At 61.0% G+C, this 24,161-nt stretch carries 24 protein-coding genes and 2 pseudogenes; 19 read left to right on the top strand and 7 right to left on the bottom strand.

Annotated elements, in window-relative coordinates; translation table 11 throughout:
- Positions 1 to 30 precede the first annotated feature (30 nt).
- On the bottom strand, positions 31 to 537 hold the full coding sequence (locus E4K09_RS14740) for a nucleotidyltransferase domain-containing protein (RefSeq protein WP_166802335.1): 507 nt from the start codon (positions 535 to 537) through the stop codon (positions 31 to 33).
- A 213-nt stretch (positions 538 to 750) separates the two neighbouring features.
- Between E4K09_RS14740 and E4K09_RS14735 the strand changes: the two genes are divergently transcribed.
- The 6 genes and pseudogenes from E4K09_RS14735 (at position 751) to E4K09_RS14715 (ending at position 5,709) form a co-directional block, all read left to right on the top strand.
- Complete coding sequence (locus E4K09_RS14735; protein WP_134498244.1) at positions 751 to 1,209, top strand: AAC(3)-I family aminoglycoside N-acetyltransferase; 459 nt, start codon at positions 751 to 753, stop codon at positions 1,207 to 1,209.
- A gap of 41 nt (positions 1,210 to 1,250) precedes the next feature.
- The gene (locus tag E4K09_RS14730) at positions 1,251 to 1,703 is read left to right on the top strand and encodes a DUF1772 domain-containing protein (RefSeq protein ID WP_134498236.1); all 453 of its coding nucleotides are present in this window, start codon (positions 1,251 to 1,253) and stop codon (positions 1,701 to 1,703) included.
- Between the two features lie 700 nt (positions 1,704 to 2,403).
- A pseudogene (locus tag E4K09_RS14725) lies at positions 2,404 to 3,194 on the top strand (YoaK family protein).
- A 236-nt stretch (positions 3,195 to 3,430) separates the two neighbouring features.
- Positions 3,431 to 3,607 (top strand): hypothetical protein, encoded by a 177-nt coding sequence (locus tag E4K09_RS29135; RefSeq protein WP_166802334.1) that lies wholly within the window; start codon positions 3,431 to 3,433, stop codon positions 3,605 to 3,607.
- 313 nt (positions 3,608 to 3,920) lie between these two features.
- The gene (locus E4K09_RS14720) at positions 3,921 to 4,772 is read left to right on the top strand and encodes a type IV toxin-antitoxin system AbiEi family antitoxin domain-containing protein (protein WP_134498234.1); all 852 of its coding nucleotides are present in this window, start codon (positions 3,921 to 3,923) and stop codon (positions 4,770 to 4,772) included.
- Positions 4,759 to 5,709 (top strand): nucleotidyl transferase AbiEii/AbiGii toxin family protein, encoded by a 951-nt coding sequence (locus E4K09_RS14715; protein ID WP_134498232.1) that lies wholly within the window; start codon positions 4,759 to 4,761, stop codon positions 5,707 to 5,709. The genes E4K09_RS14720 and E4K09_RS14715 overlap by 14 nt, the downstream gene beginning before the upstream one ends.
- Positions 5,710 to 6,018: 309 nt before the next feature.
- Here E4K09_RS14715 and E4K09_RS14710 read toward each other — a convergent pair whose 3' ends face one another.
- Entirely contained in the window at positions 6,019 to 6,384 is a 366-nt protein-coding gene (locus E4K09_RS14710; RefSeq protein WP_166802333.1) for a DUF3572 domain-containing protein, read from the bottom strand.
- 149 nt (positions 6,385 to 6,533) lie between these two features.
- Here E4K09_RS14710 and E4K09_RS14705 point away from each other — a divergent pair, with 149 nt between their 5' ends.
- The 5 genes from E4K09_RS14705 (at position 6,534) to E4K09_RS14685 (ending at position 13,235) form a co-directional block, all read left to right on the top strand.
- A complete protein-coding gene (locus E4K09_RS14705) occupies positions 6,534 to 7,787 on the top strand; it encodes a hypothetical protein (protein WP_244610507.1) in 1,254 nt (417 codons plus the stop codon).
- A gap of 820 nt (positions 7,788 to 8,607) precedes the next feature.
- Complete coding sequence (locus tag E4K09_RS14700; RefSeq protein WP_134498228.1) at positions 8,608 to 9,630, top strand: hypothetical protein; 1,023 nt, start codon at positions 8,608 to 8,610, stop codon at positions 9,628 to 9,630.
- A gap of 100 nt (positions 9,631 to 9,730) precedes the next feature.
- Complete coding sequence (locus E4K09_RS14695) at positions 9,731 to 10,360, top strand: hypothetical protein (protein WP_134498226.1); 630 nt, start codon at positions 9,731 to 9,733, stop codon at positions 10,358 to 10,360.
- Positions 10,361 to 10,380: 20 nt separating this feature from the next.
- The gene (locus E4K09_RS14690) at positions 10,381 to 12,387 is read left to right on the top strand and encodes an AAA family ATPase (RefSeq protein ID WP_134498224.1); all 2,007 of its coding nucleotides are present in this window, start codon (positions 10,381 to 10,383) and stop codon (positions 12,385 to 12,387) included.
- Between the two features lie 113 nt (positions 12,388 to 12,500).
- Entirely contained in the window at positions 12,501 to 13,235 is a 735-nt protein-coding gene (locus tag E4K09_RS14685) for a hypothetical protein (RefSeq protein WP_134498222.1), read from the top strand.
- 43 nt (positions 13,236 to 13,278) lie between these two features.
- Here E4K09_RS14685 and E4K09_RS14680 read toward each other — a convergent pair whose 3' ends face one another.
- A complete protein-coding gene (locus E4K09_RS14680) occupies positions 13,279 to 13,638 on the bottom strand; it encodes a hypothetical protein (protein WP_134498220.1) in 360 nt (119 codons plus the stop codon).
- A 493-nt stretch (positions 13,639 to 14,131) separates the two neighbouring features.
- Here E4K09_RS14680 and E4K09_RS14675 point away from each other — a divergent pair, with 493 nt between their 5' ends.
- The 6 genes and pseudogenes from E4K09_RS14675 (at position 14,132) to E4K09_RS14650 (ending at position 18,371) form a co-directional block, all read left to right on the top strand.
- Complete coding sequence (locus E4K09_RS14675) at positions 14,132 to 14,338, top strand: cold-shock protein (RefSeq protein WP_134498218.1); 207 nt, start codon at positions 14,132 to 14,134, stop codon at positions 14,336 to 14,338.
- 146 nt (positions 14,339 to 14,484) lie between these two features.
- Positions 14,485 to 14,692, top strand: a pseudogene (locus tag E4K09_RS31065) (IS481 family transposase); the annotation flags it as partial.
- A gap of 720 nt (positions 14,693 to 15,412) precedes the next feature.
- Positions 15,413 to 16,057: a hypothetical protein gene (locus E4K09_RS14665; protein ID WP_134498216.1), complete on the top strand. Its 645-nt coding sequence runs from the start codon at positions 15,413 to 15,415 to the stop codon at positions 16,055 to 16,057.
- Positions 16,058 to 16,152: 95 nt separating this feature from the next.
- Positions 16,153 to 16,995, top strand: coding sequence for a hypothetical protein (locus E4K09_RS14660; protein WP_134498214.1), 843 nt, complete (start codon positions 16,153 to 16,155; stop codon positions 16,993 to 16,995).
- Positions 16,996 to 17,017: 22 nt separating this feature from the next.
- The gene (locus tag E4K09_RS14655; protein WP_134498212.1) at positions 17,018 to 17,266 is read left to right on the top strand and encodes a hypothetical protein; all 249 of its coding nucleotides are present in this window, start codon (positions 17,018 to 17,020) and stop codon (positions 17,264 to 17,266) included.
- 244 nt (positions 17,267 to 17,510) lie between these two features.
- Complete coding sequence (locus E4K09_RS14650; protein WP_134498210.1) at positions 17,511 to 18,371, top strand: site-specific integrase; 861 nt, start codon at positions 17,511 to 17,513, stop codon at positions 18,369 to 18,371.
- Positions 18,372 to 18,527: 156 nt separating this feature from the next.
- On the opposite strand, the gene E4K09_RS14645 is transcribed toward E4K09_RS14650, so the two are convergent.
- Positions 18,528 to 18,818, bottom strand: a complete 291-nt coding sequence (locus tag E4K09_RS14645; RefSeq protein ID WP_134498208.1) for a hypothetical protein — start codon at positions 18,816 to 18,818, stop codon at positions 18,528 to 18,530.
- 326 nt (positions 18,819 to 19,144) lie between these two features.
- Between E4K09_RS14645 and E4K09_RS29130 the strand changes: the two genes are divergently transcribed.
- On the top strand, positions 19,145 to 19,300 hold the full coding sequence (locus E4K09_RS29130; RefSeq protein WP_166802331.1) for a hypothetical protein: 156 nt from the start codon (positions 19,145 to 19,147) through the stop codon (positions 19,298 to 19,300).
- Between the two features lie 608 nt (positions 19,301 to 19,908).
- Here E4K09_RS29130 and E4K09_RS14640 read toward each other — a convergent pair.
- From E4K09_RS14640 to E4K09_RS14630, 3 genes are read right to left on the bottom strand one after another with little or no spacing between them, the layout of a single operon-like run.
- A complete protein-coding gene (locus E4K09_RS14640) occupies positions 19,909 to 20,607 on the bottom strand; it encodes an IS6 family transposase (protein ID WP_425293848.1) in 699 nt (232 codons plus the stop codon).
- Positions 20,574 to 21,518: a sensor histidine kinase gene (locus E4K09_RS14635; protein WP_280177465.1), complete on the bottom strand. Its 945-nt coding sequence runs from the start codon at positions 21,516 to 21,518 to the stop codon at positions 20,574 to 20,576. Before E4K09_RS14635 ends, E4K09_RS14640 begins: the two co-directional genes overlap by 34 nt.
- Before the next feature lie 16 nt (positions 21,519 to 21,534).
- Positions 21,535 to 22,113 carry an amino acid synthesis family protein gene (locus tag E4K09_RS14630; protein WP_134498204.1) on the bottom strand — a complete coding sequence of 193 codons (579 nt, stop codon included), beginning with the start codon at positions 22,111 to 22,113 and terminating at the stop codon, positions 21,535 to 21,537.
- Between the two features lie 205 nt (positions 22,114 to 22,318).
- Here E4K09_RS14630 and E4K09_RS14625 point away from each other — a divergent pair, with 205 nt between their 5' ends.
- Complete coding sequence (locus tag E4K09_RS14625) at positions 22,319 to 24,118, top strand: helix-turn-helix domain-containing protein (protein ID WP_166802330.1); 1,800 nt, start codon at positions 22,319 to 22,321, stop codon at positions 24,116 to 24,118.
- Positions 24,119 to 24,161: the final 43 nt, after the last annotated feature.

Below are 24,161 nucleotides of genomic sequence, written 5' to 3'. Positions count from 1 at the left end.
ACCGGTGGGGCTTGTAGCTGAAGGGTTTGGTCATGCTGCGGCTCGTAAGCCATAACCCTCTGACCAAACGTTACCGTGACATCGCCGATTGTGGACCTGAAAGGCGTGGAGCGGGGCCGGATCGATCCTGATGTCGAGGGTCTCGGGCGGGCTGCCCCGGACCGCGATCCCATGGTGGGCCAGGCAAAGCCAGGTCACCGGATTGACCTCAGGGCAGGCCGCGTCGGCATGGAAAGCACCATGAAGGCTGAACGGAACCCGCTTGCCCAGCAATGAGGTTCGGCCAAGCTGGTCTTGTTCGATGTAAAACCCGTCGAAGGGCGGCCCCTCTGAGGCTGCCATGGCGGCATGGATCCGGGCGAGGCTCTCCAGGTGAGGCCCGCCAGGAAGAGCCTCCACGAGAGCAACGAAATCGATGTCGCTGCGACCCTCCTGGTAGTCCCCAAGCGCAACTGAGCCGACGATGTAGATGCCTTGGACGAAGCCACAGCCTCCTCTGTCGAGAAGGTTGAGATACTCGTAAACGCGCTGGGACACTCTCGTTGGCAGAGCCGGGGTCACTTGCATCCGCAACACCATCTCCTGGAAACACCATCAGAGCAGGGGGGCCTGCTCAGGTCGATGATATCATCGACCTGAGCCACCGCGACCTCGATCAGGAGTGCCCATGGCTCCAAAGCGGAGGCTGGCTTCAAGGGGGTTGTCCGGCACCGCGACAGCGCTATGCATTGAACAATGCTGCCAAAGCCTATGCTCCTCCACCGTCTCTGGCCCGCTGACGTCGGGCTGCTTCGTCAGCTCAACGCGCTGTTCGGTTCTGCCTTCGCCGACCCTGAAACCTACGGGGCTGAGCCGCCGAGTGACACCTACCTGGAGGGCCTGCTTGCGAAGGAGCACATTGCCGTCATCGTGGCATTGGCGGGCGAGGAGGTTGTGGGTGGCCTCGTTGCCTATGGACTCGACAAGTTCGAGAGGGCACGGCGCGAGATGTACATCTATGACCTTGCCGTTGCCAAGACTTATCGGCGGCTGGGCGTCGCGACCGCCCTGATCGAGCACTTGCGCGAGATCGCCGCTCGGCGTGGCGCCTGGGTCGTGTACGTGCAGGCCGATCACGGTGACGATCCGGCCATCGCGCTGTACGAGAAGCTCGGGGCCCGCGAGGAGGTGCTGCATTTCGACATTCGGGTCGAACCAAAGCCTCGCTAGCGGGAGCAACCCGGAAGGCGCTTAACAAGCGGAGGCCTCGCATGAGCCTGCGTGTGATCCAGTTCCTTGCGGTCGTGCTGACCGCTCTCGCCCTGGTGCCGACTGGGGCTCACCTGTTCGAGTTGCCGAACAAGATCGATCTGCCGCGCGACGCCTATCTGACCGTCCAAGGCGTCTATGCGGGATGGGCCTGGTTCGGCATCGTGGATCTGGCCGCGCTCATCATGAACGTTGTTCTGGCGGTCAGGCTGCGGCGGCAGCGTCGAGCCTTCTCCTTCGCCGTGACCGCTGCCCTATGCTTCGTCGTCTTCTTCGCGATCTTCTTCACCTGGACCTTCCCGGCCAACCAGGCGACCGCCAACTGGACGACCCTGCCGGACAATTGGAGCGAGTTACGCCAGGAGTGGGAGTACTCGCATGCCGTGAATGCGGCCGTGATGTTCATCGCGCTCGTTTCGGTGACGCTCTCAGTAATCAGCGCGAAACAGGATTGACGCTTCTCGCTACCCTCCCATTGAACCACCAACAACCTCCGGGTCGTGCAACTCCGCTCAGACCTGGGCTGATGAACTCGACTGCTTGTGGCAAATGACTGCTTCGGATGACGCTTGCGGCCTTCCTGCGTGTATCACTCCGTGCGTGCTTTGTGTTCCCTCTTGGGAACGTCTCGTTTTGGCGCACGCTGGTGTCGTTTCGTCAACGAGCAGATGCTCGGTCGTCTCAGCCACAAGAGGCCTTCTCCCAAAACAGCGTGTCCCTTTTCCTTGCCGGGATAGTCGAGGGGCTGCGGCCCAGCGGACCTAGGAGTTCCGCTGGATGCGGGAGCCCCCTGCGCCAGGGGCTGACCGGATCACTTTGCCTGACACTGGGGCAAAGAGCACCGTGGCCCCTGATCCGCTCCGATCCCGATCAGGCTGCCCCTCCCAGGAAGCCACGGCGGCCGATCTGTATCGGTGCGCTATGGTGGGTGTGGGTTTGCTGAAGCGACCCCTTTGCCCTGCACCCGGATTGCCGACTCAGCGTAAGTCGGCCTCGTGTGTGATCCGTACACCCCAGGCTTGCTGTCCGTCCACAGCAAACGTGAAATGCCTTCTGGTCCACGCCATTTACCGAGAGAGCACAAGACTGCTTGTCCCCTGATCTCCTCCTCATTGATGGATAGCCCCACTGGCTATTCAATGGTAACAATCCGCCATGGACCGGCAGCACTTGCTCCACCGGAAAAGCAGCCTTGCTGCTCGTTACATCGGCTCGGCTCGGCGTGTCGTTGCCGCGGAGCGTTCAGGTGCGGCCGATGCCCAACTCGGAATGGTCCTCACGTTTGTGGCAGGTGCGGTCAACGCCGGCGGCTTCCTCGCCGTTGGCCAGTATACGTCGCATATGTCCGGGATTTTTTCAGCCTTGGCCGACAATCTGGCCCTGGGCGCCCTCGGCCTTGTGATGGCGGGGCTCGGCGCACTCGTTCTGTTTGTCGCCGGATCCGCCTGCTCGGCCATTCTGATCAATTGGGGCCGCCGTCGCGGCTGGAGTGACTTCTTCGCCGTGCCACTGATGCTGGAAGCGGCGCTCTTGTTCGGCTTTGGGCTGCTCGGCAGCTCCACTCGAAGCTCGCCCGGGTTTACCCTGGTGGCCATGTTACTTCTCTGTTTCATCATGGGGCTGCAGAACGCCACAGTGACGAAGATCTCCGGGGTCGCATCCGCACGACCCATGTGACGGGCATGATCACCGATGTCGGCATTGAACTTGGCAAGCTCGTCTACTGGAACCGGGACTTGACTTGTCCGGTAACGTCCATAGTCCGCGCCGACCGTCCAAAGCTGCGCCTGTTGGGCTTACTGCTGGGATCCTTCTTCGCCGGCGGCGTATTCGGCGCGTTTGGGTTCCAATGGTGGGGCTTTTTCGCATGCCTTCCACTTGGATTGCTCCTGTTGCTGTTGGTTGTCCCTTCGATGATCCACGACTTGTTTGGTCGACGACATTGAGGAGAGCACAAGGAACCACGGAGCAAGCCTGTCACCCGCAGTCTTGGCTCTCACTGCATCTCCGCGGAACGGACTTGATTGCACCCTCTGGTTCTCCTGACTGTCTGCCCCTCAAATTCTTATGCTCCCCAACATGGTCGCGTCCGAACCAAACTGAAGCCCATCAGCCAGGGGCTTGCCGCCCAGCAGATGGCGCGCCATAGTTGTTAACGAAGTCTGAAAAGGGAGTGCGGAGAATGGCCGATCGCGACCACCTCATGAACGCAGCGTTAGCGGAGCTCACCAGACTGAAGGGTGCCGCGGAGCATTCGCGACATATTCTTGGCCGCCTCTATGCGTCCGCCTTGGAGGAATGGGCCAGCCGCCTTGGGATGGACCCGATGAGGCTGAACCAGATCGTCCCAGCGAACTGAATGTCCCGATCTCCCGTCGGGCCTCTGCGCCGGGGCAACACCATCGCGTTTGAGGCAGCTCGGTTCGATAACGTAGCTGCACTAACTGTTGCTCAAGGGAGATGAGACAGGGAGTTTGCGGCGTTAGGTTCCATAATGTTTGTTATGCGAAATGATATATAGTTAATAGCCTGCTTAGTATTGCCCTATTCCGATGGCGATTGGCAGCGATCATCCTAGTTTGGAAATCAATTACCTCCCCCCAGTCTGACTTAGGAATTTAGCACAGATGCAAACTTGCGGCCCAGTTTGAATTCATGCTAGTTTGCTAAGCATGACTGAGCATAGTCAAGGAAAGTTAAACCAACTCGACAAGGTCTTGCCCCAAGGGCTGCTGGTCGATGCCGCTTGGATGGAGCGCCATGGCTATTCCAGCAGCCTTCGTAGCCAGTATGTTTCGGCCGGCTGGCTCGAGCAGCCTACTCGGGGCACTTATAAGCGGCCTTGGGGTACCCTTTCCTGGGAGCATGTTGTTATATCGCTTCAGGTCCTTCTGCAACAGCCACTCATCGTCGGCGGCCGCACCGCACTCGATCTGCAGGGGTTCAGCCACTATGTTTCCGCCCAGGGTCCGCAGACAATTCACCTGTACGGGCGCGAACCGCCGCCTGGATGGCTCAACAGGCTACCCCTGAAAGAGACCTTCCGGTTCCACAAGTCACAGACTCTGTTCAAGTCCGACCCGATGACGACAGGGCTCACCAGCCTGGATTGGGATGTCGAAACCGATGTCGGCTCCAGCAATGACAGCCTGCATGGCACCCTGACCCGGCTTCCTTGGGGGCAATGGAACTGGCCCTTAACGGTATCGACGCCAGAGCGGGCCCTGTTCGAGCTCCTGGACGAGTTGCCCAATCACGAGAGCTTCCATCAGGTCGACATGCTGGTGGAGGGGCTGCGCACCTTGAGCCCCCGGCGCCTTGAAAAGCTGCTCACTGACTGCCGCAGCATCAAGGTGAAACGGCTGTTCTTCTTCTTTGCGGATCGCCATCAGCATGCCTGGCTGAAGCGACTTGATCGTTCGAAGGTCGATCTTGGAACCGGCAAACGCATGCTCGTCAAGGGCGGCAGGCTCGATCCCGTTTACCAAATCACCGTACCGGACGATCTTTATGCCCCCAGCTGAACAGTATCGCCGCCAAGTCGCCCTGCTGGTCTCGATCATTCCCTTCGTGGCGGAGGAAGACTGTTTTGCCCTAAAGGGCGGGACCGCAATCAATCTCTTCGTTCGTAACCTGCCGCGGCTGTCTGTCGATATCGATCTGACCTATTTGCCGGTGGCGGGCAGGCCCGAATCCCTGACGGCAATCAATGCAGCCATGAAGCGGATCGCTGGTCGCATCGGACAAAACCCGCAGGGTGTCCACGTCAACGAAGTGGTCAATGCCCGTGAAGGCATCGTGACCAAGCTGACGGTGCAAGCGGCCGGAGCACAGATCAAGATCGAGGTGACACCCGTCCTGCGGGGCTGCGTCTACGAGCCTGAGATGAGGGGAGTCTCGCCAAACGTCGAGGACACCTTCGGGTTCGCCGAAATCCAAGTTGTGTCGTTCGCCGATCTTTATGCCGGCAAACTGGTGGCCGCATTCGACCGTCAGCATCCGCGCGACCTGTTCGATGTTCGCGATCTGCTGGCGAACGAAGGCATCACGGAGGCACTGCGGACCGCTTTCATTGTTTATCTGCTGAGCCATGACCGCCCGATGGCAGAGGTCTTGGCGCCGCCACGGAAGGACATCTCTCATGAATTCACCCATGGGTTCGATGGCATGACAGTGGCTTCTGTAACCATCGAGGAGCTCATTCAGGTGAGAGAGATGATGATTGAAACCGTCGTCGGTGGCATGCCTGATGCCCACCGCCGCTTCCTTCTTTCGTTCGAGCGAGGCGAACCCGAATGGGAGCTGCTCGGCGTTGATGAAGTCAAGGATCTCCCTGCCGTCAAATGGCGGCAGCATAACCTGGACAAGCTGAGTGCAGAGAAACGTCGTGCGCTGGTGATGCAGCTTGAACAGGTGTTGGCTCAGGAGCCGGTCAGTACTTCTGCCGACCAAGCCAAGTGATCAGCAGCTCGTTCCGATGACTTGGCGAAGGTGAGTTCGCGGTTCCAACTCATCACGACTTTTTGCATCAAGCAGTGACTGTCAGTGATGCAGCTGCAATCGCCGAACCTCTCCGCTGATATCCTGCCCTTCAAGCATTGCTACGACAGGAAGGCTCGGCCGCGAGCCGATGCTTTTTCTTGAGCTGCGCCGAAACTGTCATTGAGCCTGAGCATTACTCTGAGCGGAAGCTGGTACTCCAATCCTGGCTTTCCGGAACGGAAGGCCTCCTCATCGACCTGGCAACGGCGGGTGAGGAGGCCTTTCCCTTCAATGGAACAGGTTGCGCCTGGGCAGTTGAGGGGCTGCGTCGACCTTCTTATCCTTATCGGGCGGCTTCATGCCGGACTCTGGCGACAGATGCACGATGGCTGCCAGGACGGCGGCGGGCCGGACTTTCAGCTCCTCATCGATTGCTTTCAGGAGTTCGTCGTCTTTCGCGACATACTCAAGCACGCCCAGCAGGAAATGCGATGATGTCGCCGATGTGCGGATCGTCTCGGGCTGAAGGCCGGTGACGTTCAAGAACTGGATGATCCGATCGACGTCTGAGACAATGAAGTTCAGGACTTGAATGGCGACACTCTCGGCGTCGCCCCGGCCGGCGATGGCTCGCCCTTGGAATGTCTCAGTCATCTCAACCTCCGCCGCCTCCCGGATCTGCTGACACCCAGATATAGGAGAGCCCATCCCGTGATGATAGCGGCTTCAGGTACGCTTGATAGCGGGCCCGTCCTGTTTGCCTTCCCGACGGATGAAGCAGACCCGCACCGACGGGTTGGAATTTGGCCGGACCGGTGTTAATCCCCTGCCCATCCGTACACCTCTTTTCCAGGCCGAGAGATCAGGACTCTGCATCGTCCTCGGCTTCAAAACCTTTTTCAACAATCAGGATTAGCGAGATGCCCGGCATCGCACGTCAGTTCGAGCCGCAGATTACCCGTAGCGGTGGTACTCCCTCCAAGTTCCGCTTCACGATCCGCTGCTCGGAATGTGCCAGTGCAGACACTTACGAGGTCTCCAGACCTACCAGCAATGATGCCGTCAAAGGCTACTTCAACGAGCGCGGCTGGCTGCTTGGCCGTGCTCCCTCCTTTGACGTCTGCTCAGCCTGCTTAGGACGACCACGGCACGCTCACGAGATGAAGCCGGCAGTCCCGCGGCCTGAGACCAGAGCTGCAGACAAGCGGCTCCAGGACACCGCCGACATTCTGGCCCGGCACCTGGGCAAGCCGGACGCTCTGGCCGCCGAAGTCTTCCGCCCGAAGGAAGCCAAACCGCCTCAATCCTCCGCACCGAAGGCGCCGCAGCCAACTCACCCCGCGCCAGCTCTTTCGCCAGAGGTTGAGCAGACTCTGACCGAAATGGCAGCGGACCTGAAGGGCTTGCGGTCAGCTGTCGAGCTCATGACTGAGCAGGTGAGCCAGCTGGTAGCTCTTGGTGGCCAGCAGATCGAAGCCATCGCACGCTTGACCCCTGTCCTCCTCCAGTCGACGGAGGGTCTCTCAGGCGGTCTTCGTCAGGTTGTCGATGCCATCCACGCGATCCCGCATCTCGCGCATCCTGTTGCTTATCAGCCGTCTGCGATGAAAGCCGAGGCTGGCCCTAAGTTGACGCAAGCTGTCGATGCTGAACCAGCGCCTGTACCAGAGCTGGAGGCGCAGGGAGCGCCTCGGCGGGCTGGGCGCAAGCGGAAGGCCGAGGTCAAAGAGGGACAGATCGCGTCTGCTGCGGTCGTGGTGAGATCCATTGCTGACGCCAAGCGCCCAGATCGATTCTACACCTCCATCCGCCTGCCGCGGGCGTTGTGGGACAGCGCGGGATTTGAACCGGACGATCGGCTGCTGCTCGACTGGAGCGGCAAGACCCTGACCATCGAGCGCGCCACAGAGGGCGGCGTGAAGCCGAAGTCGATCGGGGATACTTCTGTAGTGCTGCAATCCTGGAAGCTCGGCAACCTCAACTTCGATCAGCTGAAGGTCACAGGCGCCAACGGCTCTTTGCGCCTGGCCGCCGGGCGCAAACGCTCGGAGACATGATCGTTGCGCGATAAGTGCAGAGTGCTGAAGGATCCGAACCAGCAATCCTGTGCTTTCGAGCAGAAGCCTTCGGCGACCGCGACCTGTTGAGGGAAGCCGCAGGACCTAAGCTGCCTTTGCGGATCCATCACGGCTTGCCATCGGCCCGCGCACAGAGCGGCAACCAGTTGGTCTTGAGTGATCACTGCCCTCCTGGTGGATCTTGCGGAGTGTGGCGGTTCCAGAAAGAGCAACCCACCAGTAAAGATGATGCCAGTGTGGCCAGAGCGGTGGACGCACTGGTTTTACGCTCCAGCAGGACAATCCGTGGGGCTGAATTCCTTCAGCCCTTCAAAACAGCTCGACTTTCGGCGTGTGTCGGAGGGGATTAACTTATCTGCATCCGTTAATAGATTTTTAACGTTTCTGTTTATTGGAATTTATACTTGCAATAATCCAATATTCCGCTATCTTACAGCCAAGCCGATGTGGCAACGGCCCGCCCATCCAGGGCGGCCCCTGCCGGTGTACCACCACCGACAGGGTGCCTGACCACAGTACGAGTCCTACGGAGACCCGACCATGGCTGCTGTATGCAGTAGCGCGCCTGCGCGCGCATTGAAAGTCCCTTGTCGAATTGAGATGAGCCGTCCGTGCGCGATCCCGGTGATCCCGTGCGGTAAGTTCCCGCGCCCGCAGCCGTTCGGCTACCGCGCCTGAGCCGTTTCACCCCTCATCTCTCCGGCCTTAACGCCCCTCCTCTGCTGGCTACCTGGCGGGTTCAGTCACGGCACTGTCCTGCCGACGGAGCGGCGTGGGCCATCGTCAAGGGTTTCCATTCATGTCGAACAAACTTCCACCTTTCGCGTCCGTGAGGTCCTTTTTCAATCTGACGGACCCGGTCAAACAGCGCGCGCGAATCTGGGTTCCGACCATCGCCGTCATGCGCGTCGAAGACCTCCCCTACGAGATGTCCTCTGCAGTCCTTAATGCGCCAGGCTGCTACGTTGCGATCGGCTTACCCGACACCAGCGATCAACGCCCTTACGTCATGTGCGGTGAGGGCAAGATCGTTGGCCAGCGTCTGATGCGCAAGATCGACGACTCGGACCGGGACTGGCACTGGGTCGTCATCTTCGGTTGTGAGCAGCCCGGCTGGTACAAGGCCGCAGTCGAGCACCTGGAGTGGCGCTTCAATGCCCATCTGGAAGCTGCCCCGCACCTCGATCTTGTGATCGGCAGATCCCCAAAGCGGAATCACGTGTCCGAGGAGGAGCGCCGCGTGCTCGACAACTATGTTGTCGAGGCTCGCAGCTTGTTGGTGTCGATGGGTTATCACTTTCTCGAACCGGTGCCCGTTGGTGGGCAAGACGTCCTCCGGACCGAGAGTGCCTCGTTGGCGTCCCGGTTCGACTTCAACGAGCTTCTGAAGCCGTCTCAGCTCCGTCCCGCTTCTGATCCGATGATGCCCCGGTTGCCATCGTCCGCATTTGCTCGAGTGGAGGTCAATCTTGGCGCCGGCCTGAAAGCTGAGGATCCTATCGGGACCCGCTACCGCCTGCACTACGGCGACCTTCAGGCCACCGCGGAAAAGCTACCTGGCGGCACGTTGCTCGTGCACAAGGGCAGCGAGGTGAGCGCGATGGAGACCACGACCCTACCGCGCTACATTAGCCAGCACCGGGCGACGTTGCTGGCCACGGGCGTCCTCAAGCCTCATCCGACGGATGAGACGAAACTCGTCGTCACCCGTGATGAACCGTTCGAGAGCCCGAGCCTATCAGCCAAATGCCTCACGGGCTCGACCCAGGGTGCCGGCGCGGTCCTGCGAATCTGCACCATCGACACCTCTCGTCTGATCTGATCCAGGTCGGCGCAGGCTCCTGAGCCTGCGCGCCTTTTCCCTTCCCTTTCTCATCATCACCGCCACGCCCGTCGCGCTGGCGAACAGGAAAGCTATGCCAATGAATTACGTTTCCCCCATCACTGCCTCCAGCGCACTTGAGACCTCCTCGCATGCCACCGTGGTCGCCCGCCTCGGGCGCGAAGCTCCCCTGCCCTATGCCTTCGATGCGCTGCTGGGTGTTACGCCCTGCGCCCGTTCCGTCTCGGACGACCCACAATGTGAGAAGTTCGCGCACACCCTGGGTCTGGCGCAGGTTGGTCTTGTCCTTCGCTCGGTCCGGCTCACGAGTGGACGTAGCGTCAGCCTCGTTGCGGTGCCGAGCGTCTGCTGGCGCGACGAGATCCTGCATGCCCGCATTCTCGATCTGAAGTTGGCGGTTGAGTTGGCTGGCCGCCGCCTTGTGCTGGTGCCCGAGAGCGTCATCCGGGCCGAGCCGCGGCTGACCAATAGCTTGCTCGTGTCGGCCTGTGACAGCGTGCGTGTCACGCCACGCGAGCGCCTGATCCTGCTCTCCCATCTCGCTGAGGTCGGCGGCAGCGCAACTCTTGAGGTTTGCGCCGAGGCGCTCGCCGACAGTGCCGATGCAGCGGGGGCCGTGCTGCGGCTGGTTGCCGAGCGCGTGCTGACGATTGCTCTCGACCGTCCGATTGATCTCAACAGCGAGGTCAGCCTCGCTGCCTGGCGCTGATCCTCTGGGAGACTGACATCATGAGCATTCGCACTCTCTCCAGCACCAGCACCGTCGATGACTTTATCCTCGAGCTGAAGGATCAGGACGGCAGCCCTGATCTGCCGGCGCCCTCCGGCCATCAGAGCCTCCTGGCTCAGGCAAGGTCCCGGCAACGGCTCTCCCTGCGGGAGCTGCTCGCCAAGCCGCTGCTGCGGCAGGCGCTTGGGCCCGATCTTCTGCGCCGGCTCAAGCGTGGTGACAGCACCCTCGCGCTCGTTGTCGCGGCGCCCTCAGCAGCATGGGTCGCGCCGCTGTCCGAGGCGCTCAGAGACCTGACCTTTCAGGGGCTTCAGATCATCACTCCTTCGGAGCGGCTCAATCGTCCTCAGGAGCAGCTCTACCGCGCCGAAGAGGCTGGCAAGGCTCTGGCCAGAGGCGTGACGGTCGCCGGGATCGCTGCCGATCCCAGCCGCGAGCTGTCGCAAGTCCTGCTGGCTGCAGCGGACGCGACCATCATCGTGCCTGTGCCCGGGGCTGCTCTGGTCGAGCAGGCCATCCGCGCCTTCAGCCGCAAGGGTAAGCCCGTGACGCTGTCGGCGCGCGATCTCGCGGGCCTCGATTGGCCTGACTACTGCGCCGCCTTCCGACCAGGCTCGACCCGCCCGGCCATCGCAGACCGGCTGGCGCGGGCGGCCGGAGCGCGCACCGGCGTGATGTTCGCCGAGGATGCTCCACCCCTGGAGACGCTGACCGGCTATGGTGAGGCACGCACCTGGGCCGAGGAGATCGTCCGCGAGGTCGAGGACAGGCGTGCCGGCCATGCCCCGACGGCAGCGCTTGAAAGTTGTTTGCTATACGGGCTACCGGGGACCGGCAAAACCTCCATCGCCAAAGCTCTGAGCGGCAAACTGCAGTTGCAGTTCGTGATGACGAGCGTCGCCGACTGGTTTGGCGCCTCAGACGGACATCTCGGAGCCGTGGTCAAGGAGCAGAAAAAGTTCTTTGCCACTCTGCGTGCGACCCGGCCCTGTGTGGCGTTCATCGACGAGCTCGATGCGCTGCCGAGCCGGCAGTCGTTGAGCGGATCGTCCAACGGCGATTTCTGGGCCCCGGTCATCACCGGTATGCTGCTCGGCATCGATGCTCTGCGTCAGACCTGTCCCGATGTGGTGCTGATCGCCGCGACCAACTATCTCGACAGGGTTGATCCCGCCCTGCGCCGCCCGGGCCGGTTCGACCGGCTGATCGAGATCGCTCCGCCGGATGTTGAGGGCTTGACCAACATCCTGCGAGCGCACCTCAACGATGAACTCGCTGATGTCGATCTTGCTCAAGTAGCTCAGCTCCTGCTCGGGCGAGTGGGTGCCGATGTCGTTCAGGCAGTGCGCAGCGCCCGACGGCGCGCTCGGCTCGCCGGTCGCACCCTCACGCTCAAGGATCTCCTCATTGAGGCCAGCCCGCCGGATCCCCGCAGCCTTGCCGAGCTGAAGGCTTGTGCCATTCACGAGGCTGGCCACGCCGTCGTGGCAGTAGCCCTCGGCCGCACCCTCCAAGGCGTCTCGCTGCAGCTGGCTGGCGCGAGCGGTGGGATGACGCGCATGGCGCATCCTGGCTTCATCCCGACCCGCACCGTGATCGAAGATAATGTCGTGATCGGATTGGCTGGCCGCGCCGCTGATCTCGTACTGGGCGCCGGGGCAAGCGCCGGAGCGATGAGCGATCTCGCGGTCGCCACACGCGAGCTCTCGGCCCTCCATGCCAGCTATGGCCTCGGCCGCACGCTGCTGCACCAGACTGGTGCGGAAGATGCCAGTGCTCTGGTCCGTATCGATAGTCGCTTTGCCCACAGCATCGAAGCCGATCTGCAGCGGTTGATGAACCGCGCGATCATGCTCGTAACTCAGCATCAGCCTGCGGTGCTGGCCGTGGCCGAGGCACTCATCGCCCACCGGGTGCTGTCGGGTACCCAGGTGAAAGCTCTCATGGAGGCATCCCCGCCCTCGGCTGCCAGGATCGATGACAGTCCCGCCAGCCAGCACGACTGAGGCGGGCCGCGCTGATCCGTTCGATGACGGCCTCGGGGAGATCACCCTGACCACCTGAGGCCAACTCTCGCTGCCGCACCCCATTCCACTCTCAACCTGTCAAGGAACTCACGATGACAACTCTCCGCCCCTTCCCTGCCCACCGCGAGCAACTCTGGCCCAGTCTTCGTCTGCATCTGCGCACCACCACGGCGATCTGGCGTGACGAGTTGGCCGAATTCTCGCCGTTCGGTGCACCTGAGATCGGCTGGCGCCGCTCAGCGGCCGGAATGGAACTCGTGTGGCCGGGTATCTCGGAAGAGGGCAACCGGATCCTTGTGATGGTCTCCGGCCACTGGCGGCCTCTGCGCGACCCGCAGCGCGCGATCACCATCACTCTGGAGGAAGCGGAGTTCGAGTACGAAGCGCTCCGCCCCGTCGAGCCCTGGGCTCTTGCGGTCCAGCCGCAGGATGCGGCTCTCGGCCTACCGCCGCGGGAGGACGATGGGCCGGGGCGCAGTCGCCGTTACAATGCCGCCGAAATCGATCAGCTGCGCATGGCGCTGCGCCGTGCCAGCCAACCTCTGCAGGGCACCGCATCACTCGGCCAGCCACTTCCTCCCGCTGCACTGGCTCGGGCACGCGCCATCGTTGCGGCGTGGGACGCCTATCAGGCCGCCGATATCCTGGCTCAGACCAGAAGCGGTTTAGCATTCTGGCGCCGGATTGCTGTTGCGATGGGCTGTGACCCTATGGTTCCGGAGATCACCGGAGCATTGCCGGTCTGCTTGCAAGGCTACTTCGGATCGATCCAGAACCTGGTTCCGTATGATGGGCAGGCAGCTCCCCGAAACCACGAAATGCGGTGATCAAGGCGGGACGAACGGGCGCGAGATCCCGCTTCTCGCGAGATCAGGCGGCGAACCGGAGATTGCCGTGCAGCCAGACGCTTCGCCGACCTGGTTTGAGCGGCCGGGCGGCGGACAGGTGCTCACGGAAGCGCTGATGCGCATGAACCAGCAAACGCAGCTTTCGTGTGATCGGCTGTGAACACGTGGTTCGATCCGCAACCAGAGCCTCCGCGGAGGCGTAGAGATCTCCGGTCGCGGCCTCAATGCCTGGATTGCGCTCGACGAGTCCCATCAGCTCGATCAACTGTTGCTGCAGGCTGTACAAAGCCTCCTCCCCGCCTCCCTGCTGGATCGTCAGCAGGATTGGGTGAAGCCGGCCGACCATCTCGTCGACTGCGTTCTCGAATGTGGTTTCCGTCATGGCTGTCCCGCCCAGAATTCGAATCGGCAAACTCTCCGGTCAGCAGGCTGGCTCGCCCGGATTGCGGAATGGTTAAGCGGCGGGACCATGTTCGCATGAGTATCTGCCCCAGCCAGTCAATGTGAGCTATCGCGCAGTGGAGGCGGCTCCTGGAGCCATTCCATTGCTGCGCCAAAATCGCGACAGGAGACCTGATCCGCCGGAGAAGGGGTGCAGCCACAATCCGACAGATCAAGGCAACCGCAGCTATGATCAGCTCAGGCGCTTGTGATGATCACCCGTTCCTTCCGTTACACGCGGAGCCATTCGTTTGTTGTATGTCCCTCAATCGTTGAAGCTGATCGCTGCCGCCATCCAACAGCCGGATGTGAGTTACTCGCCTCTTTATTGCCACGGTTGCCTTGCCCAACTAGGCTCCTTCTGACGACAACGTCAGCGAAGGGGGCGGAACATGATGCTCCGCCAGAAGAAACCATGAGGGACTTGGGACGACATGGCGACTGGTACTGTAAAATGGTTCAACGAGACCAAGGGTTATGGCTTCATTCAGCCGGACAATGGCGGCAAGGATGTTTTCGTGCACATCAGCGCGGTGGAGCGGGCAGGCCTGCGCAGCCTGAAGGATGGGCAGAAAATCTCCTACGAGGTTGAATCCGATCGGCGCACTGGCAAGGAATCGGCGACCAATCTGCAGGTCTGAGACTCTGGCCACATCGCGGGTTGTTCCGCGTTCCCAACAAGCCGCTCCAATTGTGGGGCGGCCTTTTTGTTGTTCCTGACGTAATAGAGAAGTCCCACCATTGGGACCTCAGCGTCTGATTTCCTCAGTGATAGCAGTTTATCAAAGAGCGCCGAGACGGGCGGGTGCAGCACGAGGTGCTGGGGATCACGATCTATAGCCATCGTGAGGTGGAGACGCTGCTCATGGGCTTCAACCAAGCCTACAGCCGGAGAGGCCAGCGGGTGCTTCAAGCATCCTGATCCCGGAGCACTACTTCCCCAGGCCTTCCAAGTCGTCGCTGCCGCCAAGGAGGTCTCGCATCCAGACAGTTAGTCGTCGCTCACTCTCGCACGCCGCTCCGAGCAGAATTGACAAGCCCCTTACGTAGGGGAAGGTTTAATGCAAGACGTCTATTTCAACAAGACTCTCAAAATATAATACTTATTAAATCTGTCGTCTCCTGACGGGTAACGCTGATGTACTCAGGTCATACTTGCTATGTATTCTAGATTTCCATGATCACGTATACTAACAGATGGCCGGAAATCATCGATCAAGGACGAATCCAATTCACGACAAGTCGAGTTTTTACCTTAAGTCAACAGGATAAATTTTAGAAGAATCTACAGGTGCACTATTGACCTAAGGGCGCTCTGCCCTGACCCTCGAATCAGTCAGTTGGATTCGTCCCTCTGACCTTCGAGTGATAGGAGGTGCATCACATAAGGATTGTTGATTAGGTCGAAAGCGCCCGTCCTGCGGGACGAGCGCTTCGGGAATGCCGACCACAGACGCTGAGGCCTCAGAAACTTCGCGTCTGTGTGTCGAGAGCTCACCCAAGAGCCGTTGCGAGACTTGCATGCTGCGTCCGGCAGGACAAGCAGATTCTCTCGCGATCAGATGCATTCCCTCTTCACCCAAAGTCACCTGTTTGGCCGCCACCCCAGCCGTGGCGTCGGTCGAGTTATGCCTTGACCTGACCAAGCAGGCTCCGCGCCTTCCCGACGCCTCTGTTTCAGACGGCGACCGGACAGGCATGTTCAAGGACAAGACATGACCATGACTGATCTGGAGAGCACCGCCTCTCCCATTGCTATCGACGCTGGCTGCAACCAGCACACTCTTGAACCGGCAACTGACGAAGCGCCGGTGAAATCCGGCTTTCTTCATCGGCTGCCGGATGACCTTATCTGCAAGCTCAAGGAGATTCCGAAGCGTCTCCACGGCGGTCCCTTCGAAGTCTCCGTGCAGAAAATCTTCAACGAGTTTCTGCGGCCGATCGAGGAGCTCGTTGGCTTGGGAGCCAAGCATGAGCAGATTTCGCAGGTGCTGGCCGAGTTGGGTTTGACGACACCCGATGGAGATTGCTTGTCGCGTGGCACCATCTCCAAGGCTCTGTCCCGCGCTCGACAGGAGCATGCACCTGACACCCTGCGGCACGGCGCGGCGGATGCCGGCACGGAGCGGCCCGATCCGGCTCATGACGGCGCGAAGCGGCCGCAAGCGGCAAGCTCAGGCACTGTGCGGCACGATCCGGCCATTGCAGACAACACCCGGCCTGTTGCGGCATCGTCCGGCACCGAGCGGCAGTCACCCTCAGCTGCTCAGACAGCCCAACCGCCTCTGTTGGATGGTGAGAAGACCGATTTCGCTCGCAACGCGAATGCTCGGCTCACCGCGCTGAAGCACTTGGATTAAGGATTCGCATGAGCTCCGTCCGTTCCCGCAAACCTAGCTCGCCTCGAACGCTTGCCGACACCCCGTCTCACCCCTCTTCCGAAGGAACTCTTCTCATGATCATCCCCATGAACCTTCCCCTGACCAAGACTGATGGGCCCATTATTTGTGATGTCTCTGCCGAAAAAGGCGGAGTGGGCAAGACGACCCTCGCCAACTTTCTCCGGGACTACGGGCTCGAAGGCGGGCTGTCGGTGTACATGATCCGGATCGAGAGTCGGCGTATCCTGCCGACCCCCGCTCCGGGCGAAACCCTGATCCACAGCGAGGATTTCGTCGAAGCCCAGGAACGGGTCGGCGGCTCCGCCAGCCTGTTCGAACCTGTCGAGGCTATCCTGAAAAAGGCGAAGGCATCCTCTGGGATTGTCGTCATCGATTGGGGTGCAGGCCTGACCAGCCATCGCCTCAAAGTGTATACGGAGACGGGCCTCGATCTCTGGTTGGCCGCAGAAGGCATCAGGGGCTTGAGCTTCGTTGTCACGACACGCGAAGTCGATGTCATGGAGCAGGCCGCCCGCAATCTCGCGTCGATGCGGACCGTGGCTCCGGGCCTCATGCCTGTCTTGGTGCTCAACGAGCTCCAGGGACATTTCCAGATCACCGAAGAAACCATGGGGGTTCAAGGAAAGGTCTTCGAGAAGACCCTCATGGCGGCGGCTCAGGAGGCCCCGATCATCAAACTCCCGCTGATCGGAGCCAAAGGTTGGCAGCCCTTTCACTCAGCTGGCATGAATATGCGCGACGTTCTGCGTCTCGATCCCAGCCAACTCGCAAAGCGGATCGGTCGAAGCGACTTCACCACCCGCTCCTGTGTCAGCCACGTGTCGAAGTGGTGGCACGATTCCACCGAAGAGCTCGAAAAGGTGTTGAGCTTTCGCACCGAAGAAATCGCTCAGTGAGTCCGATAAAAGGCGGGCATATATGAAGAAATACACTCTTGAGAAGAAGGCGGCGCGAGCTTTTCGCTCCGGATACCGACGAACCCGAAACGTTGTCGTCGCACCTGCAGTGTTCAACGTGCTGTCTCACAATCAACGGCGTGACCTTTTCTTCTGGGGCGAACTCGAGCACCGCATTGGGATCGTTTGGGCCCTGCGGCAGAAAGAGGCACTCCAGCAGTGGCTCCGTGAAGCGTTCGATCGCTTCTGGAAATATCTGATGGGCCCGTGATCACACAGGCCCACTTCTCCTATCGTAATATTGTTCATACTAGGGAGTAACGTAGATGCCAGACGACTTGGGGCATCCTAACCACCGACCAGCAAGCATGCCGATCACCCCGCAAACGGCCAGGAAGTATCTGCGGAGAGCGGCCGGACTGATCGCCCGCTGGCGGCGAGAGTGCGGGCACGACCCGCGCTCCCGCATGCCTCATGCCTCTGCAGAATGGGCTCATGCATTCGCGGAGTGGGTGGTGACGCAAAAGCCCTGGTGGGTGGCGACCTCGTGGCGGCAGGTCAAGAGCAGTGTCCTGCATTACCTGCGCCGGGAACACAGAGCCCGCACGGATCAACAGGCGGCGTTTCAGCTCGCGATTGACCTGCTGGAGGCGCAGACCCAGCAGGGCACCGCTAAAAAGACGACCAAAACGTCATCGATGAAAGATAAGCGCTTTCGGGATACCGACCATGCCAAGATCCGGGCCCGGCTGCTTGGGTCGGGGTCGAAATATGCCACGTGTCTGATCGACTTTCTTCATGCCGCTCGTCTCACAGGTTTGCGCCCGGACGAATGGCCCACGGCAACCCTGGATCCGGGGCCAAACGGATCCGGTCCAGTGGTGCTGATCGTGGTCAACAGCAAAAACACGCAAGGCCGCTCGCACGGCCCCACCCGAACTCTGACTTGGCCCACGCTCGATCAGGCCAACATTTCTGTACTTCAAGAATGCATTTCGTGGGCTTTCAGGGCCGACTGTGACGAACGCTTTGAAGCGGATCTGAAGGCGATGCAGCGTCTGCTGCATGATGTCTGCCGCGCAGTCTGGCCGCGTCGCAAGGAGCAAATAACGCTATATTCCTGCCGGCATGAATTTGCCGCTCAGGCAAAGCGCGTCTACAGTCCCGCCGAAGTAGCGGCCTTGATGGGCCATGCGAGTGATGCGACGGCGACCCAGCACTATGGTCGCATGCGCGGAAGCAAAGGAAAACTGAGCGCGGAGTTCCCACTTCCAGAGCCCCACCCGGATGAGGTCGCCCGCGTGCGCGCTGTTCTCGATCGCCGCCGGCAACGCCTTAACGACCTCTCCGGCGGCGGGAATGGTCACAGCATGTAGATGACACATAGGGCATCCTTAGCCGAGTTCACTCTGGCTCCGCCCCCCGTCGGAGCAGTTCCCAATGACCCTCTGCGCCTCTTGGCCCAGAGGGCATTTGTTTTTGTTTACCAGAGAGTGTTGGAACTGTCTGGTCCCACAACCAGAGTTTCCCTTTCAAGCCATGGGGACAGTTCTGGCCAGCACGCAGGTTCCTGCTCCCGGTTTCGCTCCACCGACGTCGGACACGGACGTGCGGGCGGAGCCGACATGGAGGACGCGGCCGCCCCTAACGTAGCGGCCTATCCAGTAAGGCTCCCAGAATTTATTGTCCGACTCCGGCTTCCATCCGAGGTTTGCGAGGGTACTCCGGACGTCCCGGCTCTTCTCCGTGTCGAGATAGACGCTCGGCATGCGCGTTTCGTCGTCGGAGACGAGATGTTGTCCGACCTGGAAAGCTACATGCATCGCTGTCAGATCATAATGCGGCGCGCCAATCGGTCGCCGGGCACATCACCGACCTGTTGGACCTGCTGCGCAGCGCCTCCGCCAAGGGTGCCGCTTCGGTCCAAAGGCGGCTCTTGGTGACTTGCAGCAACTGGCGAACTGACGAAGACATGGACGAGAGGAGGCATAGATCCTTGCTCGAGCGTCGTAACCCCCTACAATCCTCTCGGCCAAAAGGAGACGAGAGCGATCCTCCTGCGACGCCCTTGTAGGATCCGCATCGCCGCGGCAGCCTTGTACGCGTGGACACGTCTCTCCTGCGCCGCCACACTCTCCTCGGAAAGAAAATGGCCACGGATCCATTCCCGAATGTAATCCCGGAGATCCACCTCCACATCGGCACGGATGTAAGCGAGGACCAGGCTGCCTTGCGCTGGCTGATACCGCACAATCCGTTCGAGCAGGACACCCGTCGCGGCGCGCTTCCTCGTCTCGTCCACTGACTTGTCACCCCAAAGTTCCGTTAGGAAATCTTCGAGGACGGACAAGTGCGAACCGATGTCGGCGTCTTTCGATTTGAGAAGACCTGAGCTGCGTCGCAGATGATTGCTGAACCGCCGGAGATGTTGAGAATAATATGCGCGCGCTACATGCACGCGCCTGTGCATTACATAATGCGCGCCCACGTGCACGCGTACGTACGGGAGGCACCACGAAGCGAGGGGACGCGGAGGGCTGTTGGTCGCGAACTTCATGCGGCCGCCCTCCTCCCCGACCCTTCCGCGGTGACCCGGCCCCTAGATCGTCTTGCTGTCACGTTGCTGGAGGGAGAGGGTTGAGCTTGAACCTGACACATCCCTGGGGCCGAGTTGCACTGCCGGATCAGTTGCTTTCTTAAGTCGCTCGACACGCGCTCCGTCCCGATCCATTGCGGCGGCGTCTGGCTGCTTATGGCGAGGTGTTATGGACATTCGGCGGCTCTGGGTCGCCGTATGCTTAGCCAGCGAGGCGTCCGGAATATCCCATCCATTCGCGCTTCGCCCGTCCATCGACGGGTTGTGTCGCAAACTCGGAGCGGAGACGCGAAAGGAGTGATCGCGTGATCGCGGATTCAGGCAGCGAGCCGAGCGAACTGCTCTGCAAGTGAGAGGTTCGAATTGCAGGCATACTCCGCCTGTCCCTTGCGCATCATGTGAACCATCTCGATGCCACTCAAGATCGCCCGAGCCGATGCCATTGACTTGAACCCGAGCATCGGTCGAACCCTGCGCTTAACGGCGCGATGGTCCTGCTCGATGCGATTGTTCAGATAGCGGCTCTGGCGGATCCGGATCGGTTTCAGCTTGCGCCTTGAACGATCCCTGAGCTGGTCTGTCGTATCGCAGGATAGGATCGCTTCCCGGTTCGTTTGGCTGCCATCGATCACAATCCGCTCAGGCCGGCCATGCCGCTGGAGCGCCTTGCGCAGGAAGCGCTTGGCGGCAGTCAGATTGCGCCGCTCGTTGAACCAGAACTCGACGGTGTCTCCGTAACTGTCGATCGCGCGGCACAAGTACCGCCACTGCCCGCGAACTTTGATGTATGTTTCGTCGACATGCCACTTCCGACTCACGGTTCGCTTGCGTTGATTTAGTCGGTCGAGCAGCGCGGGTGAGTACCGGACGACCCAGCGATGAACTGTGGCGTGATCGACGGAGATCCCGCGCTCGGCCATCATCTCCTCGAGGTCGCGTAGACTGAGGCTATAGGCGAGATACCACCGGACGCACAGCAGGATTACTGAACGATCAAAATGCCTGCCCTTGAACACGCGGTCCTCCGCCATTGGGGCTTCCGGCAGGATACCTGAAACTCTGAAATAAAATGTTTGCGACACATCCGATCCTGCGCCAGGCTGCGCTCAATCAGCCGTGTCCCAAAACCCCGCCGCGCCGGAGCCTCTACGGGTGGCCCACCACGCTCCTCCCAGCGCAGGTGGTGCTCCGTCTCCACGCCCGCGGGATCAACCGACCAAGTGATGCGGATCTCCCCGCCCGGCATGGACAAAGCACCGTACTTGACGTGAGGGCCGTTCAGGTGCAGCCGATCCTCACCTTGGTTGGAGTAAGGCTCTACCGCCTGGGCGGCGATGTCATACAGATCCGCCCCCTCCCAGCTCTCGCGTGTCAGCACGTCATGGGTCCGTGACAACGCGAACAGACGCCCCTCCAGCGCTTCCTTGGCCTCTTGCGTGCTGGACGCATTGCGGAGCGTCTGGGCTGCAATCGACTGCACCGTCGCCAGGGTGTTCTTGACCCGATGATTGAGCTCGTTGATGAGAACCCGCTGGTGCTCCTGGGCCTTCTTCTCCGCCCGGATGTCCCGCACCTCAATGATCGTTCCAATGGGCCGGCTGCCCTCATCCTGGATGGGGCTGGCCGTGAAAGCGACTGGATAGAAGCTGCCATCCTTGTAGACGAACACCTCTTCGCCCTTCGTCTGGTGCTCCTCCGGGAAGGCGCGGTCGATGGCGCACTCCTCCAGGGGGAAGTGGCTTCCGTCCGAGCGGGTGTGATGGATCACGTCGCGCAGCGGACGTCCCAACGTCTCAGGCAGGGTGTAGCCGGTCAGCCGCTCGGCAGCCGCGTTCATGTAGACGCAGTGCTGGCGGTCATCCATCAGGAAGATCGCAACGGTCGCGTTATTAAGAACGGCGTTGAGGCGCCGCTGGCTGTCCCGCAGCGAGCGCTCCCGCTGATCAGGAGATACCCATCTCCTTCATATCCAGGAACCGGTCGCCGATACGAGGGTGCAGGCGTCCACCATCGGAGGCACCAATGGCGATGACGATTTCGTCCGGTGCCGGAGCATCCGGAATGCAGAACTCCACAGTCAGGAAGTGCGAGCGTTTGCCCACTTCCGTCTTATGGGTCATCGGCAGGGATATCTTGGCTCCCATAGGGCCGCGAGTGTTCGTGAAGCTCAGATAGGTGGTCCCCTCGACGGCCTCGCGGAAGATGTTGCCAAAGCGCAGGGTGTGAATCAGGGCCGAGCCATGCTCGACCTCCCCATTGGCTCCTACCATGGCTGCCTTGCCATAGGCTTCTATCCGGTTGGCCGGACATACGGCCGTCAGGCGGGTTACGAGTTCCTGGCCCAGAATGGGGGCGAGGCGCAGGATTTCAGGGCGCAGGTCCTCGACGAACCCTTGGCCGCCCCAGGGATTGGCGCAGATGGCGGCCACTACCACGCTCGTCACCGGCCGGTCCCCTGCCTTGCCACCCTCGACAAACGTTTCCTCGATATAGCGGACGATCTTGCGGACCTCTGGGGTCATGAAACGGCCTCGGCTCTTGGGTTCGTCGATACTTCCCGTAGAGTTTAGGGGTGCTGCTCACACACGTCCTCCTCCGATCTGAAGGAAGCTTAGCATCCGCTCTCCTCCGAACAAGTGCAAGAGGGGCTGTACCCTTCCACGATCCTACGTTAGGCTGAAAGAAAAGTGGGTATGGAGTACAATGGACTACAGATCGCATTTTCGCATGCTCCGTGATGTAGCCAGCCTCATCAACGCCAGCAGCGATCTGAACACCACTCTCAGGGATATCATTCGCGCCGTCTGCCTTCACACCGAGTGGTCGATGGGAGGCATCATGAGCATCGACCGCAAGAGCGGCCTTGCCTATGTGATCGCCCGGCACGACCCCAACCTGCTCGGTGACATCTATCAGAACCAATGGGAGCTCAAATCGAGCCCGACAATCCTCGCCCTGCAGCGGAACGAGCCCGTTGTCATCAACGATGCGCAGACCGCCGACGAGTTTCCAGGATATCAGCAGGAGGCCGCCTTGCGGGGCTACCGGACAGTGGCCGTGCTCCCCATGGGCTGCAAGGACGCCCAGGATCGCGCCGTGGTGCTGTCCGTCCAGTCGAGCAAGGTCATCGACGTCACGGAAAGCAATCTCGCCCTCCTGCAGACCATCGTCCATATGGGGGCCATTGCGGTCGAGAAGGCTCACCGGCTTGCTGCCGAGAATGCTTTCGCGGCGCGTCTCCAGGGAACGCTTTCAGCCAATGCCGCCCTCATGCAGCAGGTGCTTTCCAACAGCTCCGTTGCGTCCTCCGCCGCCATGATCGGCGGGATCCTGCCGAACCCGGTCCTTGCGGTGGACCTGACGGCCAACCTGGTCGTCCCCGGACGCTCGCCCAAACCCGGCGAGATCGACGACAGCGCCTGGGAGGCCATGGTGCGCCAGACCCTGTCGAGGCAGATCATCGAGATGTCCCGGGCGGTTGCCCAGGGCCGTACCGCCCAGACCCAGGATGTGCTCTTCAGGGAATTGAAGGCGCCTCTGATCCTCCCCACGCTGATCGAGCCGCTCTTCGTCGACAAGGAAGTCGTCGGTGCGCTCTGGATCTTTCCCATCAAGCAGGACTTCAGCGACCTCGATCACCTGCTCCTCGACAGTGCGAAGTTTGCGCTGAGCGTCCAAATGATGCGGCACCACATCCGCTTCCAGAACGAGGCGCAGACCCTCAGCGACCTGTTTCAGGAGCTCGTTGAGAAGCGCTGGCGGACGCTCGACGACGTCAAGCTGAAGGCCATGCGGCTCGGCATCGACCTGGAGGCCGCCTCCCGCCTCGTGGTGGTCGGCTTCAGGAGCGAAGGGGAGGATTTCTCGGAGACATCGCTCGAGCTTCACCGGTCCTTCGCCCGCGTGGCCCAGCAGCGCTCGGCCCAGGCCACGGTTTTCTCCTTCGACAACCTGATCGTGTGCCACCTCCCGATGAAGGGGGAGAACCAGACGGATGCGGCTCTGAGCGGCTTCATGCGCCGCTTGATCGAAGAGGCCCGCTGGATCGCCGGGGATATCCCCTACGTGGTCCTCAGCAGAACCTGCCGCTCCCCGGGAGATTACAGCTCGGCTTGGCATGAGTGCCGGCGCCTGCTCCACCTGGCGCGCCGGTTCAACCGCACCGGGATCATCTCGAGCCGGGATTTCGGCCCGCTTCCTGTCCTCCTCTCGGCCGCAGACACGCGCGAGGTGTTCGAGTTCATGAACGACGCCATCGGGCTCATGGTGCGCCATGACGCCGAGCACGGCACGGCCTATGTGGAAACGCTGAAGAGCTATCTCGACAACGGCTGCCGCAGCCAGCAATGCGCCGACGCTCTTGGGCTTCACGTTACCACGTTGCGTTACCGACTGACGCGGATGACCGAGCTCTTTGGGCTCGATATCGACTCCCCGGAGCGCCGTTTCTCCCTGGAGCTGGCGATCCGCCTCCACGCCATCCTTGCCCAGGAGAACAGCGGGGCGAATGTCCCCTATGCTCCGTGACGGAGCAAGCCGAGGGCGGATCCTCCTCCCGAGCAAAGGAAGC

Source organism: Microvirga pakistanensis, from assembly GCF_004458765.1.
Lineage (GTDB): Bacteria > Pseudomonadota > Alphaproteobacteria > Rhizobiales > Beijerinckiaceae > Microvirga > Microvirga pakistanensis.
Note: the sequence above shows the minus strand (reverse complement) of the source record. Positions and strands in the feature narration are given on the sequence as shown.

Coding starts and splice junctions, on each gene's coding strand:
- E4K09_RS14735 (WP_134498244.1), top strand. CDS start 751: ATGCTCCTCCACCGTCTCTGGCCCGCTGACGTCGGGCTGCTTCGTCAG.
- E4K09_RS14730 (WP_134498236.1), top strand. CDS start 1,251: ATGAGCCTGCGTGTGATCCAGTTCCTTGCGGTCGTGCTGACCGCTCTC.
- E4K09_RS29135 (WP_166802334.1), top strand. CDS start 3,431: ATGGCCGATCGCGACCACCTCATGAACGCAGCGTTAGCGGAGCTCACC.
- E4K09_RS14720 (WP_134498234.1), top strand. CDS start 3,921: ATGACTGAGCATAGTCAAGGAAAGTTAAACCAACTCGACAAGGTCTTG.
- E4K09_RS14715 (WP_134498232.1), top strand. CDS start 4,759: ATGCCCCCAGCTGAACAGTATCGCCGCCAAGTCGCCCTGCTGGTCTCG.
- E4K09_RS14710 (WP_166802333.1), bottom strand. CDS start 6,384: ATGACTGAGACATTCCAAGGGCGAGCCATCGCCGGCCGGGGCGACGCC.
- E4K09_RS14700 (WP_134498228.1), top strand. CDS start 8,608: ATGTCGAACAAACTTCCACCTTTCGCGTCCGTGAGGTCCTTTTTCAAT.
- E4K09_RS14695 (WP_134498226.1), top strand. CDS start 9,731: ATGAATTACGTTTCCCCCATCACTGCCTCCAGCGCACTTGAGACCTCC.
- E4K09_RS14690 (WP_134498224.1), top strand. CDS start 10,381: ATGAGCATTCGCACTCTCTCCAGCACCAGCACCGTCGATGACTTTATC.
- E4K09_RS14685 (WP_134498222.1), top strand. CDS start 12,501: ATGACAACTCTCCGCCCCTTCCCTGCCCACCGCGAGCAACTCTGGCCC.
- E4K09_RS14680 (WP_134498220.1), bottom strand. CDS start 13,638: ATGACGGAAACCACATTCGAGAACGCAGTCGACGAGATGGTCGGCCGG.
- E4K09_RS14675 (WP_134498218.1), top strand. CDS start 14,132: ATGGCGACTGGTACTGTAAAATGGTTCAACGAGACCAAGGGTTATGGC.
- E4K09_RS14665 (WP_134498216.1), top strand. CDS start 15,413: ATGACCATGACTGATCTGGAGAGCACCGCCTCTCCCATTGCTATCGAC.
- E4K09_RS14660 (WP_134498214.1), top strand. CDS start 16,153: ATGATCATCCCCATGAACCTTCCCCTGACCAAGACTGATGGGCCCATT.
- E4K09_RS14655 (WP_134498212.1), top strand. CDS start 17,018: ATGAAGAAATACACTCTTGAGAAGAAGGCGGCGCGAGCTTTTCGCTCC.
- E4K09_RS14645 (WP_134498208.1), bottom strand. CDS start 18,818: ATGCATGTAGCTTTCCAGGTCGGACAACATCTCGTCTCCGACGACGAA.
- E4K09_RS29130 (WP_166802331.1), top strand. CDS start 19,145: ATGGCCACGGATCCATTCCCGAATGTAATCCCGGAGATCCACCTCCAC.
- E4K09_RS14630 (WP_134498204.1), bottom strand. CDS start 22,113: ATGACCCCAGAGGTCCGCAAGATCGTCCGCTATATCGAGGAAACGTTT.
- E4K09_RS14625 (WP_166802330.1), top strand. CDS start 22,319: ATGCTCCGTGATGTAGCCAGCCTCATCAACGCCAGCAGCGATCTGAAC.